At 71.4% G+C, this 14825-nt stretch carries 15 protein-coding genes; 10 read left to right on the top strand and 5 right to left on the bottom strand.

Annotation, left to right across the window (positions count from 1 at the left end):
• Entirely contained in the window at positions 1-1806 is a 1806-nt protein-coding gene (locus ACFWWU_RS25275; RefSeq protein WP_384148071.1) for a glycosyltransferase, read from the bottom strand.
• A gap of 144 nt (positions 1807-1950) precedes the next feature.
• Here ACFWWU_RS25275 and ACFWWU_RS25270 point away from each other — a divergent pair, with 144 nt between their 5' ends.
• The 4 genes from ACFWWU_RS25270 to ACFWWU_RS25255 all read left to right on the top strand — a co-directional run bounded on the left by ACFWWU_RS25270 (position 1951) and on the right by ACFWWU_RS25255 (position 6185).
• The gene (locus ACFWWU_RS25270) at positions 1951-3198 is read left to right on the top strand and encodes an ATP-grasp domain-containing protein (protein ID WP_384148070.1); all 1248 of its coding nucleotides are present in this window, start codon (positions 1951-1953) and stop codon (positions 3196-3198) included.
• A gap of 58 nt (positions 3199-3256) precedes the next feature.
• Positions 3257-4345 (top strand): phosphotransferase family protein, encoded by a 1089-nt coding sequence (locus ACFWWU_RS25265; protein WP_384148069.1) that lies wholly within the window; start codon positions 3257-3259, stop codon positions 4343-4345.
• Entirely contained in the window at positions 4342-5430 is a 1089-nt protein-coding gene (locus ACFWWU_RS25260; RefSeq protein ID WP_384148068.1) for a GNAT family N-acetyltransferase, read from the top strand. The genes ACFWWU_RS25265 and ACFWWU_RS25260 overlap by 4 nt, the downstream gene beginning before the upstream one ends.
• An 86-nt stretch (positions 5431-5516) precedes the next feature.
• Positions 5517-6185 (top strand): UbiX family flavin prenyltransferase, encoded by a 669-nt coding sequence (locus ACFWWU_RS25255; RefSeq protein WP_329625656.1) that lies wholly within the window; start codon positions 5517-5519, stop codon positions 6183-6185.
• Here the strand turns inward: ACFWWU_RS25255 and ACFWWU_RS25250 are convergent.
• Positions 6182-6319, bottom strand: a complete 138-nt coding sequence (locus ACFWWU_RS25250) for a hypothetical protein (RefSeq protein ID WP_267044219.1) — start codon at positions 6317-6319, stop codon at positions 6182-6184. The two genes, ACFWWU_RS25255 and ACFWWU_RS25250, sit on opposite strands and share 4 nt — an antisense overlap.
• A gap of 113 nt (positions 6320-6432) precedes the next feature.
• Between ACFWWU_RS25250 and ACFWWU_RS25245 the strand changes: the two genes are divergently transcribed.
• Together ACFWWU_RS25245 and mqnE are read left to right on the top strand one after the other, a co-directional pair.
• Entirely contained in the window at positions 6433-6888 is a 456-nt protein-coding gene (locus ACFWWU_RS25245) for an Lrp/AsnC family transcriptional regulator (protein WP_384148067.1), read from the top strand.
• 50 nt (positions 6889-6938) lie between these two features.
• Positions 6939-8117: an aminofutalosine synthase MqnE gene (mqnE, locus tag ACFWWU_RS25240; protein ID WP_384148066.1), complete on the top strand. Its 1179-nt coding sequence runs from the start codon at positions 6939-6941 to the stop codon at positions 8115-8117.
• Between the two features lie 61 nt (positions 8118-8178).
• Here the strand turns inward: mqnE and ACFWWU_RS25235 are convergent, their stop codons facing one another.
• Positions 8179-9054 carry a GyrI-like domain-containing protein gene (locus ACFWWU_RS25235; RefSeq protein ID WP_384148065.1) on the bottom strand — a complete coding sequence of 292 codons (876 nt, stop codon included), beginning with the start codon at positions 9052-9054 and terminating at the stop codon, positions 8179-8181.
• 78 nt (positions 9055-9132) lie between these two features.
• Positions 9133-9666, bottom strand: a complete 534-nt coding sequence (locus ACFWWU_RS25230) for a GNAT family N-acetyltransferase (protein ID WP_384148064.1) — start codon at positions 9664-9666, stop codon at positions 9133-9135.
• A 130-nt stretch (positions 9667-9796) separates the two neighbouring features.
• Between ACFWWU_RS25230 and ACFWWU_RS25225 the strand changes: the two genes are divergently transcribed.
• The 4 genes from ACFWWU_RS25225 to ACFWWU_RS25210 all read left to right on the top strand — a co-directional run bounded on the left by ACFWWU_RS25225 (position 9797) and on the right by ACFWWU_RS25210 (position 14530).
• Positions 9797-10063 carry a DUF4229 domain-containing protein gene (locus tag ACFWWU_RS25225; protein WP_384148063.1) on the top strand — a complete coding sequence of 89 codons (267 nt, stop codon included), beginning with the start codon at positions 9797-9799 and terminating at the stop codon, positions 10061-10063.
• 379 nt (positions 10064-10442) lie between these two features.
• Complete coding sequence (locus ACFWWU_RS25220; RefSeq protein WP_384148062.1) at positions 10443-11789, top strand: dicarboxylate/amino acid:cation symporter; 1347 nt, start codon at positions 10443-10445, stop codon at positions 11787-11789.
• 108 nt (positions 11790-11897) lie between these two features.
• Positions 11898-12524: a TetR/AcrR family transcriptional regulator gene (locus ACFWWU_RS25215; RefSeq protein WP_384148061.1), complete on the top strand. Its 627-nt coding sequence runs from the start codon at positions 11898-11900 to the stop codon at positions 12522-12524.
• Between the two features lie 122 nt (positions 12525-12646).
• The gene (locus ACFWWU_RS25210; protein WP_384148060.1) at positions 12647-14530 is read left to right on the top strand and encodes an AMP-dependent synthetase/ligase; all 1884 of its coding nucleotides are present in this window, start codon (positions 12647-12649) and stop codon (positions 14528-14530) included.
• A gap of 21 nt (positions 14531-14551) precedes the next feature.
• Here the strand turns inward: ACFWWU_RS25210 and ACFWWU_RS25205 are convergent, their stop codons facing one another.
• Positions 14552-14800 carry an SCO4226 family nickel-binding protein gene (locus ACFWWU_RS25205; RefSeq protein ID WP_384148059.1) on the bottom strand — a complete coding sequence of 83 codons (249 nt, stop codon included), beginning with the start codon at positions 14798-14800 and terminating at the stop codon, positions 14552-14554.
• Positions 14801-14825 lie beyond the last annotated feature (25 nt).

The raw sequence follows: 14825 nt of genomic DNA, 5'->3' as shown, positions 1-14825 counted from the left end.
TCAGTCCGGTGGCGGTGTCACGTAGCGGTACACGATCGCGTCGCCGTTGTCGTAGACGCGGGTGAAGCCCGGAGCGCCGGACAGCGCGGCCTGCAGCCGCTCCGAGACGTCGCCCGGCAGGGCCCCGGTGACATAGAGGTTCATGTCCTGGGCCCGGGTGAGCACGACGTACGCGGGCTTCTCCTCGGTGGCGCCGTAGATGAATCCGGTCACCCCCTCCAGCGGGTCGATCACCATCTGCCGCAGGTCGTCCGTGTCCTGGTAGGCCAGCTGGACCCTGCGGTGCTTCTCGTAGTCCAGGTCGAGGTCGGGCACGTCGGCGGTGAGCGAGACGATCGTCGAGCCCGGTGGGGCGTGCTCGATCACGTAGCGGGCGGCGGCGACCTCCTTGAGGGTGTACTGGTTCAGGGCCTCCTTGCCGTAGTAGCCGAAGACCAGCCCGCCGAGCATGGCGAGGAGGACGGGGTAGACGGCGAGCGTGCGCCCGACGCCCCACCGGTCACTCGGCGGCAGCAGGAGGGCCGCCACCAGGAACGCGGCGGCGGGCAGCGCGAAGAGGTAGGCCCGGAAGAGCATCTCGCCGCCGTAGGCGTTGACGGCGAGCAGCGGCAGCGGGGCCGCGGCCAGCAGGGGCAGGCCGGTGCGCCAGGTCCACCGGCGGGTCAGCAGGCCGGCCAGGGCCAGGAGGGCGACCCCGGCCGAAAGACCGCGGTCGACCCAGGACAGCAGGATCTGTCCCGGAGCGGCGTCGCCCAGCGCGGCGAGGCCGGAGGCGACGTTCTCGTCGGGCTCGGTGAGGGACTGGATGACGCCGGTGATGTTGACGGAGATGTACGACCGGGCCACGGTGGCGTCCCAGGCGGCGGTGAGGACGACCGCGGCGATCAGCACCGGCAGCGCCAGCCGCCGGCTGCGACGGGGGAAGGACAGCATGGCCATGGCGCTGATCAGCATCAGCGGCGTGAGCGGGTGGGAGACCACGATCGCGGCCACGATCACCACGACCACCACGAGGAGCCCGGGCGGCCAGCCGTCCCGGCGGCCCGGATCGGGGCGGGGGAGCGCCGACGACGGCAGTTGCCGGAACAGGAGGGCGATCACCGTCAGGAAGAGCAGGAAGGCGAAGGACTGGGGCGCGAAGTAGTCCTGACCCACCCAGGAGCAGCTGTAGAAGATCCAGACCGCGCCCCACACGACCCGCCGGTCGCGGGTCACGCTCCTGTACACCAGGAGCAGCGGGGCGAGCAGCAGGACGTTGGCGACCGGGGGCGTCCAGGAGGCGTACCCGACGGCCGAGTCCAGGCCGGTGGTCCGCAGGAACATCGCGTGGAGGTCGAAGAAGCCCGGCCACTCGTTGTAGACGGAGAACTTGTCCGCGTTGGGCACCTCGCCGCCGTGCCGGTTCACGGCGTCGATGACCGCCAGGTGTTTCCAGGCCCAGGAGTAGCGCAGGGTCGGGTAGAGCAGCGTGGGCGTGGCGTGGAGCAGGGCGATCAGCGTGAGGACGTAACCGGTCAGCCAGGCGCTGTGGGTGCGGCGGTCGCTCAGGGCCAGGCAGAAACCCAGCGTGAGCAGCGCCGTCGCGACCCAGAACAGCGGGGGCAGTACCTGGAGCAGTCCGAGGTCGCGCATCTTGTCGAGCGGGACCGAGCGCAGCGACAGCAGCCAGAGGGCGACCGAGACGGGCAGGACCACGCGTGCGGCCCAGAGGGGGACGACGTCGGCCCGGGTGCGCGGCGCCGGAGCGGTGGGCTGCTCGGCGACCGGCTGCTCGGCGGGGCGCTGCTCGGGGGTCGGCACGTCCATCAGGACACGTCCGTGGCCTGATCGGCGGGACCGCACCTTTCGGTAAGTCGCAAAAGGGACATAGTGGTGGTAATTCTAGAACGCCCCCTGCTGTGAGGCCTGATGAGAACGTCGGGCCCCCGGAAACCCGCCGAAGGGAGAGCCGTGAGGCAGCGTGCGCCGGGCGACCCCCTCCTCGATCCGGCGGTGCCCGCGCTCCTGGCCAAGATCGGCCGGTACCCCCAGCACCACGGCGGGCTCGGCGTGGTGCGCACCCTCGGCCGGGCCGGTGTCACCGTCCACGCCGTCGTCGAGGACCGGCTCACCCCGGTCGCGCTCTCCCGCCACCTGTCCCGCGCGTTCGTCCGGCCGACGACCGGCCTGGAGAGGCAGGACGTGCTCGTCGCGGCCCTGCTCGACATCGGCCGCTCCGTCGGTACGCGCTGCGTCCCCGTGCCGACCGACGACGAGGCCGCGATCCTGATCGCCGAGCACTACGAGGCCCTGTCCGAGTGCTTCCTGCTGCCCCGGGTACCGCCGGGCCTGCCGCGACTCCTCGCCGGAAAGGCGAGCCTGCACGTGCTCTGCGAGGAGCTGGGGGTCGCCTCGCCGCGGACCAGGGCGCCCGTCACCCTCGACGAACTCGTGGACGCGGGCAGGGAGCTGGGCTTCCCCGTCGTGCTGAAGAACCGCGACGCGTGGACCAGGCTGCGCAACCCGGCCGTGGGCGGCACCACCGCGGTCCGCGACGAGCGCGGCCTCCTGGACCGGTTCGCACCGGGCGTCCTGCCCCCGCTCCTGGTGCAGGAGTACATCCCGAGGGAGTGGGCGGAGGACTGGATCACCCACCTGTACTGCGGATTCGGGGGCGAGCCCCGGGTTGCGTTCACCGGTCTGAAGCTGCGGTCCTGGCCGCCGTACGCCGGGGTGACGACCCGGGCCGTGGCGCTGGGCAACCCCACCCTCGTGAAACTGGCCGCGGACCTGTGCCGCCGGATCGGCTACAGCGGTGCGGCGGACCTCGACTGGCGCTACGACCGCCGCGACGAGCGCTACAAGCTGGTGGACTTCAATCCGCGGACCGGCGCCCAGTTCCGGCTGTTCGAGAACGTCGACGGCGTCGACGTCGTACGGGCCATGCATCTCGACCTGACGGGCCGTGACGTGCCGCGGGGCCCCCAGGTCGAGGAGCGGGTGTTCGTCGCCGGACAGCTCGACCTGCCGTCGGTGGCGGCGTGGCTGCGCGAGGAGCACCGGCTCCCGCCCGACCTGCTGCCGGGGCCGGAGACCGAGCGGGCCTGGCTCAGCCGCGAGGACCCGCTGCCGGCCGTGGCCGAGGCGGTCCGGTTCCTCGGCACCGTCGCCCGTCGTGTCGGCCGGGAGGTGCGGGCGAGCGGCGCGCGGAGGCCGTAAAGGCCTTGTTAGAGTGAAATATCCGCATTCATTCGTCGATGGGTGGCCGGGAGGATCCGTGGACACCGCGCTCCCCCGGACCGTGCCGGGGGAGCGGCCCGGCCCCGGACGGTCAGGATGGAGCGGTTTCCTTCCGCTCGACCCGAGCCCGCTGCTGACCCGGCCGCTCGACCTGGTGCGAGCCCGCCGCCTCGCCGGTCTGCTGCGCGGCCGGGACGTCCGATACCGCGACCTGCACCGCCTGGAGCGGACCGTCTCCGACCTGCTGGTGTTCCGCCTTGAGGACCACGCGGCGGACCCCCTCGTGATCAAGTACCCGCGCAGTGCCCGCGCGGCCGGATCCCTCACGCACGGCTGCGCGGCCCTGCGCGCACTGGCCGAGGACGACCGGCTCGGGGAGTGGCGACGGCTGCTGCCGCCGGCCGAGGAGCTGCGGTACGACGGCCGGCTGCTGCTCGTGGCGGAGCGCTGCCTGCCGGGCGTCGAGGGAGACGTACTGCTCCGGCGCGCACCCGGCCGGGCCTGGCCGCTGGCCGTCGCGGCGCTCGACTCCGTCGCGGCCCTGCACCGCGCGACGGGTCGCCCGGAGCGTGCCGAACGCAGGACCGCCGACTGGGTGGACGCCCGCCTGGCGGTGCTGGCCCAGGAGGTCCCCTGGTGCGGCGGGGCCCGTGGCGCGGCCGCCGTACGGGCCCTGCGGGAGCGCCTCCACGGCGGCCTGGCAGGGCGCACCCTGACGGCCGCCTGGACCCACGGCGACTACCACCCCGGGAACATCCTGGTGGACGGGGAGAGCGGAGCGCTGTCCGGGGTGATCGACTGGGCGGACGCGCGCCGCGACGGGCCGTGCGCCGTCGACTCGTACCTGTTCGTCCTCACGCTGCGGCGGCAGCGCGAGCGGCGGGAGCTGGGGCGGATCGTGGCCGACACCGTGCGCCGCGGAGGCCTGCTGCCCGCGGACCGCGCCCTGCTCGCCCACTCCGACGTCCCGCCCCCGCGGCAGGAGTCCGACGAGGCCCTGCTGCCGCTGCTCACCTGGCTGTGGCACGTGGCGGGGAACGCGGCCAAGTCCGCGCGCTACGGACGCAGTCGCCGCTGGGTGGCCGGCAACGTGGTGCCGGTCCTCACCGAGGTGGCGCGGCGATGAGCACGGTGGAGGTGCTCGCGTGGACCACCGCGGCGGGGCCCGTGCGGGTGACGTCCCCGGCCCCGCGCGAGGTCTGGTGGCGGCTGGCCGAGGAGGACGGGGCCACGCTGGTCACCCAGACCCCGTCCTGGCTCGACTGCGTCTGCGACACGGGCCCGTTCGAGGACGCCAGCCGGTTGTACGTCTTCGAGGGCGGCCGCCGGGTTCTCGTCCCCCTCGTCCGGCGGCGCGGGCTGCCCGGGCGGCTGACGGCCGAGGAGTCCTGGCCGTCGGGCTGGGGGATCGGCGGGCCACTGGCGTCCCCGGGCGCGCCCGACGTGGAGGAGGCCCGGGTCGTCTTCCGCGACCTGGCCGGGCGCCCGGCGCTGCGGGTCGGACTGCGGTTCGGGCCGGACGTCGACCCGGTGTGGCCGTCCGCCGCGCCGCCCGACTTCGTCGCCGAGGGACTCACGACGCACGTCCTGGACCTGAGCGGGGGCTTCGGCACCGTCTGGGACCACCGCTTCCACCAGCGGGCCAGGCGCGACGCGCGCAGGGGCGAGCGGTCGGCCGTCGAGGTGGAGATCGACCGCGAGGGCCGGCTGGTGGGGGAGTTCTACGGCCTGTACGAGACGTCCATGCAGCGGTGGGCCCGGCAGCAGCACGAGCCGCAGGCGCTCGCCCGCCTGCGCCGGTCCCGGGGGTTCCCGCGGCGGCACTTGGAGGCGGTCGCCGACCGGTTCGGCGCCTCGTGCGCCGTCTACCTGGCCCGCGTGGACGGGGAGCCGGCCGCCGGCGTGGTGGTGGTGTCGTACGAAGGCCGGGCGAAGTACTGGCGTGGCGCGATGGACCGGGAGCTGGCCCATCCGGTGCGGGCGAGCTTCCTGCTCCAGCGGCTCGCGATCGAGGACGCGTGTGCGGAGGGCCGCGGGTCCTACGTCATGGGCGACTCCCGCCCGGGGTCCTCGCTCGCGCTCTTCAAGGAGGGGTTCGGGGCCGAGGGGCGCCCCTCCCTCCGCTACCGCCGCGAACGCCTTCCCCTGACCGAGGCGGACCGCCTCGTGAAGGCCACGGCCAAGCGGCTGCTGCGCTTCCGGGACGCCTGACCGGGGTGGTCCGGTGCCCGGAGCGTGCCGTGCTCCGGCCTGGGTTTTCCCGGCCGGATAGGCTCACTGTCGTGGAGTCGCAGGAGATGAAGAGTCGTCGGCCCTGGGTGGTGGGGGTTTCGGGCGCGTCGGGTACGCCGTACGCGGCCGCCGTACTGAGGGGGCTGCTCGCCGCGGGTGAGAGCGTCGATCTCGTCGTGTCGAGGGCCTCGCGGCTCACGCTCCTCGACGAGACGGGGATCTCCTTCCGGGACGCGCACTGGCGCGAGGACCTGGCGACCTGGCTGGCGCGGGGCGCCGACGGGAAGCCCGGCACGTTCGACGTCGGGGACGCGCTGGAGGACGTGCGGTACTGGGCGGCCGGTGATCTGGCCGCGGGGCCGTCCTCGGGCTCGTACCCGGCGAAGGGGATGCTGGTGGTGCCGGCCTCGACCGCCGCGGTGGCGGGAGTGGCACTCGGGCTCTCCAAGGACCTGTTGCAACGGGTCGCGAGCGTGACGCTGAAGGAGCGGCGGCCGCTGGTGGTCGCCGTGCGGGAGACCCCGCTGAACGGTCAGACGCTCAAGCACATGGTGGCGCTGGACGAGGCGGGCGCCGTGGTGCTGCCCGCCTCTCCGGCGTTCTACGCGGGGGCGACGCACATCCAGGATCTGGTGGACTTCGTCGCCGGGCGGGTGCTGGACGCGGCAGGCGTGCCGCATCGGCTGTACCGCCGGTGGGAGGGAGAGCTGGGTGCGGCTCTCCAGGCTGATTAGCGCTTCTTGGCGCGCTTCTTCGCGGCGCGCTTCGAGGCGGAGGTCGACTGGTGGGCACGCGAGCGGTTGGCCAGGTCCTGCAGCTCGCGCATACGGGCGTAGGCCATCTCGATCGTGTACACGGTGAACACCACTCCTGAAAGATCGTCTTTGATCAACTGAAAGATTCACAGGGCGTCTTCCCTGTGTACCTTAGATTCTATACCTAAACTCGCGGTATCGCTGGACAATGGAAGGCCTCATACCTATGGACGCCGTGGACAGGCAGCTCATCCAGGCTCTGCGCGAGAACGGTCGTGCCTCGTACGCCGAGCTCGGCCGGCTCGTCGGGCTCTCCGGCCCCTCCGTCACCGACCGCATCAACCGTCTTGAGACGGCCGGGGTCATCACGGGCTACCGCGCCACCGTCGACGCCGCCTCGCTCGGCCTCGGCGTCACCGCCCTCATCGGCATCTCCCTCTCCGACGCGGCCGACCACGAGGACGTGGCCCGCCGTCTGAAGGACCTCGCCGAGATCGAGGACTGCTGGTTCATCGCCGGCGACGACTCGTTCATGCTCAAGGTCCGCGTCGGCGACGTCGACGGCCTGGAGAAGACGATCCGCCGCCTCAGCGGTACGAAGGGCGTCTCCCGTACCCGTACGACGATCGTGCTCTCCACCAAGTGGGAGAACCGGGTCGGAGACCTGCCCGAAGAGGGCTGAGAGTACGGTGGGGAAGCTTGGAACTTGTCAGAACTGGGAGGCGGCCGCACATGACTGCATCGATCAAGGATGTGGGCCTCAAGCGCGAGCTGGAGCAGAAGGTCCGGGACGGTGAGCGGCTGAGCCGTGAGGACGGCATCGCGCTGTACGAGACCGACGACCTCGCCTGGCTCGGCGGGCTGGCCCACGAGGTCCGGACCCGCAAGAACGGCGACGTGGTGCACTTCAACGTCAACCGTCACCTCAACATGACGAACGTGTGCACCGCCTCCTGCGCGTACTGCTCCTTCCAGCGCAAGCCGGGCGAGAAGGACGCGTACACCATGCGCATCGAAGAGGCCGTGCGCCTCGCGAAGGCGATGGAGAACGACAACCTCACCGAGCTGCACATCGTCAACGGGCTGCACCCCAACCTGCCCTGGCGGTACTACCCGCGCTCGCTCTCCGAGCTCAAGAAGGCCCTGCCGAACGTCTCCCTCAAGGCCTTCACCGCCACCGAGATCCACCACTTCGAGACGATCTCCGGGATGTCGGCCTCCGACATCCTCGACGAGCTGATCGAGGCCGGTCTGGAGTCCCTGACCGGCGGCGGCGCCGAGATCTTCGACTGGGAGGTCCGGCAGCACATCGTGGACCACCGCACCCACTGGGAGGACTGGTCCCGGATCCACCGCCTGGCGCACTCCAAGGGCCTCAAGACGCCCTCGACGATGCTGTACGGGCACATCGAGGAGCCGCGCCACCGCGTCGACCACGTGCTGCGGCTGCGTGAGCTCCAGGACGAGACCGGCGGCTTCCAGGTCTTCATCCCGCTGCGCTACCAGCACGACTTCGTCGACATGCAGGACGGCAAGGTCCGCAACAAGCTCCAGGCGCGCACGACGATGGCGACGGGCGCGGAGGCACTGAAGACCTTCGCGGTCTCCCGCCTCCTCTTCGACAACGTGCCGCACGTCAAGGTGTTCTGGGTCATGCACGGCGTCCAGACCGCGCAGCTCGCGCTCCAGCACGGCGCGGACGACATGGACGGCTCGGTCGTCGAGTACAAGATCACGCACGACGCCGACAACTACGGCACGCCGAACAAGCTGGGCCGCGAGGACCTGCTGGAACTGATCAGGGACGCGGGCTTCCGGCCGGTCGAGCGGAACACCCGCTACGAGATCATCCGCGAGTACGACGGCCCGGACACGACCCGGCGCGAGACGCCGCAGTCGATGCGGTTCTGACGACACGGCAGGACAGCAGAGGGCCGGCGGGGACACCCCGCCGGCCCTCTTCTCCTTGTCCTCAACCCTCCGTGTGCTCCACCGGGATCCACAGCTCGGCCCGCGCCGTCGTCCAGTCCTCCGACGGCGCGACGGCCAGCAGCTCGGGGCCCGGCCTACTCGCGTACGGGTTGGACGGGAACCACTGCGTGAAGATGTCCCGCCACAGGTACTGCAAGGTCGTGGGGAACGGGCCCTCGTTCTCGAAGACGGCCCACGTCCCGGCGGGTACGTCGAGCACGTCGAACTCCGCGGGGACCTCGCCGCCGCTCACCACCCCGTGCCAGTAGTCCAGCTCCACGCCCTCCTCCCGGCTCTCCGTGAGGTGGACGACGGCGGAGATGACACCCGCCGGCTCCGCGTCCGACAGGCGCGCGAGCCGGTCCAGGGCCTCCTGGCCGATGGACCGGATGTGCGCGGCGATCGCCGGGTTCTCGCCCTCGTGGACGAGGGGCACGCGGGCCCCGCGCCCGACGACCCGGAAGTCTTCCCTCTCCACGACCCTGTACCGCATGGTGCTGTTCCCTTCGACGACGAGGCGGAAGGACATCCGCGGCTGGGAGCGCAGGGCGGCACCCGTGCGGCGGGCCTCTCCGGGGCCGACGCCGTGCACCGCGCGGAACGCGCGGGCGAAGGCCTCCCCGGAGCCGTAGCCGTAGCGGACCGCGATCTCCAGGAGCGTCCGCTCGCCGGCGAGCACCTCGGCGCCGGCGACGGTGAGCCGCCTGCGCCGTACGTACTCCGACAGGGGCATCCCCGCCAGCGCCGAGAACAGGCGCCGGAAGTGGTACTCCGAGGTCAGGGCGATCCGGGCCAGCTCGGCCGCGTCGAGGTCGCCGCGGTCGCCGCGGAGGTGCTCCTCGATGTGGTCCAGCGCTTGGTTGAGCCGCTCCAGCACGTGTGTCCTTCCTTCTTCCAGGTCCTCACGGTAGGAAGGGCGGGCCCTGCCGGACCCGACAAGCCGTGCCCGTTCCGGTCAGTTCAGGGGCAGCAGCATGATGATGTCGTCGCGGTCGTCGCCGGGGGCGACCCGGATCGCGTCGGGGACGCGGCCGACCTCCTTGTAGCCGGACTTGGCGTAGAAGCCGTCGACTCCGGTGCCGCCCCGGCAGGTCAGGCGGATCGCCTCGATCGCCTCGAAGCCCTCGGCGGTACGGGCGGTGTGCTCGACGGCCGCCATGAGGTCGGCGCCGTAGCCCTTGCCCTGGTGGCGGGGGTGGACCATCACGGTGTAGAGCCACACCCAGTGGGTCATCAGCGGGTGGTTGTTGAAGGCGAAGAACGCGGTGGCGGCGACCTCGCCGTCCTCGTCGCGGCCGACGAGCAGGCGCGTACCGCCCTCGGTCATGGCGACGAGGTGCTTGAGCAGCGCGGGGCGGATCGCTTCGGGGGTCACGGGCGGGACGAAACCGACGGCGCCGCCCGCGTTGGAGACGTCCGCCCAGAGGGCGAGCACGCCGTCGCGCAGGCTCCGGTCGACCGCCGGATCCACCTCGAACGTAAGGGTCATAGATGGATTCTATCCATTACTTGCTGTGGCTCAACCCCCCGCTCCCGGCGAGCGTCCCTCCCCGTGCTTCACTGGAGGGGCGCTCGTCCCGTATGGGAACTTTTCGGAACGGAAGAGTGGACTGACTGACATGCTCCGCTACTCGCTGATGCGGCTCGGCATCTTCGCCGGGTGCTTCTTCGCCCTGTGGGGTCTCGTCTACGTCGGCGTGCTGCCGCGCGGCCTGGGCGACTCGAACCTGCTCTGGGTCCTCGCCCTCGCCATCGTCATCTCCGCCCCCCTCAGCTTCGTCCTCCTGCGCAGGCAGCGCGACGACATGAGCGTCGAGATCGTCGAGAAGGTCGACCGCGCCAAGGGTCGGCTGGCCTCGAACCGGTCCCAGGAGGACGCGCTGTAGCCGCATAAGGGCTGCGTAAGCTTCGTCACAGATCCCCCCGGATCCACCCGGATCCCACCCACCCCAGCTGGAGCTTCCCAGGCTCCTGCCTGGGGTGTTCTGCGTTTCGGAGGCGGAGAGGCCTCTCCAGGTCTCAAAGAATGACTTTGAGGATCTCAAAGTTCAAGTGTTAACGTGTTCGACATGACGACAGCAGTGCGCCTCTCTCATGCCGCGAGCATCCCGCTCGTGGCGCGCCTGCACGTCGATCTGTGCCGCTGTATGTCCGCGGTCTGTTGCCGCGAGCTCTGACCCGGCATCATGCAGCGGCCCGCGTGAAAGCGCGTGTGTGCCGCACCCCCGTCCCGTATTTCCCGATACGCACCTGTGGAGTGTGTCTGTGTCCGCGTCCGCGACCACGCCCGAGCAGAAGTCCCCGGCTTCCTCGCGAATACCCAAGATCCCCTTCTGGGCCCAGATCATCGCCGGCCTCGTCCTCGGCGCCCTGCTCGGCTGGATCGCCCGCAGCCAGGACGTCACCTGGCTGAAGGAGACCCTCGGCCAGGTCGGCGACATCTTCGTCCAGCTGCTCAAGCTGGCCGTCGCGCCGCTCGTCTTCTTCGCGATCCTGGTCTCGATCACCAACCTGCGGAAGGTGAACAACGCCGCCAGGCTCGCCACCCGCACGCTGCTCTGGTTCATGATCACCTCGCTGATCGCGGTCGCCATCGGCCTCGCGATCGGCCTGATCACCAACCCGGGCTCCGGCACCGGCCTCACCCCGCAGGACGGCAAGCTGCCGAAGCGCGAGGGCTCCTGGATCGACTTCCTCACGGGCATCATCCCGTCGGACGTCATCACGCCCTTCACCGAGCTGAACGTCCTCCAGATCGTCTTCATGGCCGCCGTCGCCGGCATCGCCGCCCTCAAGCTCGGCGACCGCGCCAAGCCGATCCTCACGCTCTCCGAGTCGATCCTGGAGCTCCTCCAGAAGGCGCTGTGGTGGGTCATCCGCCTCGCCCCGCTCGGCACCGTCGGCCTCATCGGCTTCGCCATCGCCGACTACGGCTGGGACCTGATCGGCAAGTACGCGACCTTCACCGCCGACGTCTACATCGGCTGCGCCCTGGTCCTCTTCGGCGTCTACCCGCTGCTGCTCGCCACGGTCGCCAAGGTCAACCCGATCCAGTTCTACAAGGGCGCCTGGCCCGCGATCCAGCTGGCCTTCGTCTCCCGCTCCTCGGTCGGCACCATGCCGGTCACCCAGAAGGTCACCGAGCGCCTCGGCGTCCCGAAGGAGTACGCCTCCTTCGCCGTCCCGTTCGGCGCCACCACCAAGATGGACGGCTGCGCCGCGATCTACCCGGCGCTCGCCGCGATCTTCATCGCGCAGATCTTCGACGTCCAGCTCGGCATCGGCGACTACCTGCTGATCGCCTTCGTCTCGGTCATCGGCTCGGCGGCCACCGCCGGTCTGACCGGCGCGACGGTCATGCTGACGCTGACCCTCTCCACCCTGGGCCTCCCGCTGGAGGGCGTCGGTCTCCTCATGGCGATCGACCCGATCCTGGACATGATCCGCACGGCCACGAACGTCGCCGGCCAAGCGCTCGTCCCGGTGATCGTCGCCGCCCGCGAGAAGATCCTCGACCACACCGCGTACGCGAACGCCTCCTCGTCCCCGCTCGACGAGCTCGTCTCGGTCGGCGAGACCGACCAGAAGGTCGCGGTCACCGCCGCCGCCTGACGCACTCGCCCTGCCTGAACGCCTTCGTGCCCCCTGCCCCCGTCCGGGCAGGGGGCACGTAGGCTTCTGCGGGGCAGCCGATCGATCTGGGAAACAGGGGTGGGCGCCATGGCCGACGGCGCGAAGGCGCGGCGGTTGCCGCGGGCCGTTCGGGAGCGGCAGATGATGGACGCGGCCGTGTGCTGCTTCGCCCGGCACGGGTACCAGACGGCGTCCATGGACGAGATCGCCGAGCTCGCGGGGGTCTCCAAGCCGCTGGTCTATCTGTATCTGGGCTCCAAGGAGGAGCTGTTCACGGCCTGCATCCGGCGGGAGGCGGGCGCGCTGCTGGCCGCCGTGGCCGCCGGTGTCGAGGACCGGAGCCGGCCCGCCGACGAGCAGCTCTGGGCGGGGCTGCTCGCCTTCTTCACGTACGTCGCGGACCACCCGGACGCCTGGGTGATGCTGAGCCGGCGGTCGTGGACGCAGGGGGAGCCGTTCGCGAGCGAGGCGGCGCGGATGCGCGAGGGGATCGCCGTCTTCGTGGCGGGGTTGCTCGGGGAGGCCCACGGGGGTGGTGCCGGGCGGGACGTGGAGGCCCTCGCGCAGGCGCTCGTCGGGGCCGCCGAGTCGCTGGCCGACTGGGCCGCCGAGACGCCCGGGACCACGGCCAGGGAAGCCGCCGCGACGCTGATGAACTTCGCGTGGGCGGGGCTCGGAAACCTCATGAAAAGCGAACGCTGGTCTCCCCCCTGAGGCTTACCCCGCAGTAAGGTTACCGGCTAGTCATCACCTGGCACGGCCACCGCCACCGGTCCCCAGGAGCGCAACGTACCGACGCACGACCTCAGTTCATCGCGAAGACCGAGGAGTCGCACGTGTCCGTCGTCACCGCCGCATCCGGGACCGAGCCGGTCGAGCCGCAGAAGACCCTGGTGGACGGGCGGGTACGGGAGGTCTCCGTCCCCGCGCTCGTTCCCCGCGTGGCCCGCGGCTCCCTCGCCGACCTGCCGTACGACAACGCCCGCCAGGACCCCGAAGCCCCGCTCTTCTCCCGCAAGAGCCCGCAGGGCGAGTGGCACGACGTCACCGCCGCCCGCTTCGCCGCCGACGTCCACGCCGTCGCCAAAGGGTTCATCGCCCACGGACTGCGCCCCGGCGACCGGCTCGCCCTCATGGCCCGCACCACCTACGAGTGGACCCTGATCGACTTCGCCGCCTGGGCCGCCGGACTCGTCACCGTCCCCGTCTACCCCACCTCGTCCGCCTTCCAGACCCGCTGGATCCTCCAGGACTCCGGCGCCGCCGCCTGCGTCGTCGAGGACCCCGAACAGGCCCGGCTCGTCTCCGCCGAACGGCGGCAGCTCCCCGGCCTCGCCCACCTCTGGGCCCTCGACACCGGCGCCGTCGACCTGCTCCGCAGGGCCGGCGACCGGGTCGCCGACGAGGCCGTCACCGCCCGGCGGGGACTCCTCACCCCCGAGACCCTCGCCACCCTCGTCTACACCTCCGGCACCACAGGCCGCCCCAAGGGCTGCGCCCTCACCCACGCCAACTTCTTCGCCGAGGTCGACAACGCCGTCCGGCTCCTGCACCCCGTCTTCCTCGCGGAGAGCAAGGAGCCCGCCGCCACCCTCCTCTTCCTGCCGCTCTCGCACGTCTTCGGGCGGATGGTCTCCGTCGGCTGCGTACGGGCCCGGGTCCGCGTCGGCCACGCCCCCTCCGTCGAGGGCGAGGAACTCCTCACCGACCTCGCCGCCTTCCGGCCCACCTTCCTCCTCGCCATCCCGTACGTCCTGGAGAAGGTCTTCAACACCGCCCGCGCCACCGCCGAACGCGGAGGCAAGGCCGCCGCCTTCGACCGGGCCGCGAAGATCGCCCGCCGGTACGGGGGGACTTCATCCCCCTCTCTGCCGCTGCGGGCCGCCCGGGCGCTGTACGACCCGCTCGTCTACCGCCGGATCCGGGCCGCGCTCGGCGGCCGGGTGAAGTACGTGATCTGCGGCGGCTCCCCGCTCGGCGCCCGGCTCGCCGAGTTCTTCAACGGCGCGGGCGTCGAGGTCTTCGAGGGGTACGGCCTGACGGAGACCACGGCCGCCTCGACGGTCACCCCGCCGCAGCGGCCGCGCACCGGCACCGTCGGCTGGCCCCTGCCGGGCACGGCCGTCCGGATCGCCGACGACGGGGAGGTCTGGCTCAAGGGCGCCCACGTCTTCGCCGGGTACTGGGACGCCCAGCGCGGGGCGGCCGTGCCGTACACCGACGACGGCTGGTTCCCCACCGGCGACCTGGGCTCGCTCGACGAGGACGGCTACCTGCGGATCACCGGCCGCAAGAAGGACATCCTCATCACCTCGGCCGGCAAGAACGTGGCTCCGGCCCCGCTGGAGGACTGGCTGCGCGCCCACCCGCTGGTCGCCCAGTGCATGGTCGTGGGCGACGACCGCCCGTACGTCACGGCCCTGATCACCCTCGATCACGAGGGCCTCACGCACTGGCGGCGGATGCGGCACAAGGACCATCTGGCGCTCTTCGAGCTGACCCGGGACGAGGAGCTGCTCGCGGCGGTCCAGCGGGCCGTCGACGACGCCAACCGGCTGGTGTCGCGGGCCGAGTCGATCCGCGCCTTCCGGCTCCTGACGACCGAGTTCTCCGAGCGGTCGGGCCACATGACCCCGTCACTGAAGCTCAAACGGCGGGCCGTGCTGCGGGACTTCGCGCGCGAGATCGACGAGATGTACGAGGCGGGGGGCACCCCGTGAGGGGTGCCCGTCGGGGATTGCTCACACCGTGAGCGGTACCTCGTGGATCTCGTCGGCCGGGTGGCCCGTGCGGGCGTGGACCCGTTGGACGGATTCCATCGAGGGGCCGTGCGACAGGCAGTAGACCGTCCCGGACTCCGGGTCGGCCCACGCCCTCTCGAAGTGGACGCCCTCGTCCTTCTCGACGGCGAGGTCGGCCTCGTGGGCTTCCTTGAGCTGCTCGGCCGTGATGCCCACCATGTCACGGTGCACGTCCATGTACGTCGCCATGGTCTTCACACCTCCACTTCCATGG

The sequence above is a fragment of the Streptomyces sp. NPDC058650 genome (assembly GCF_042717315.1).
GTDB lineage: Bacteria > Actinomycetota > Actinomycetes > Streptomycetales > Streptomycetaceae > Streptomyces.
Note: the sequence above shows the minus strand (reverse complement) of the source record. Positions and strands in the feature narration are given on the sequence as shown.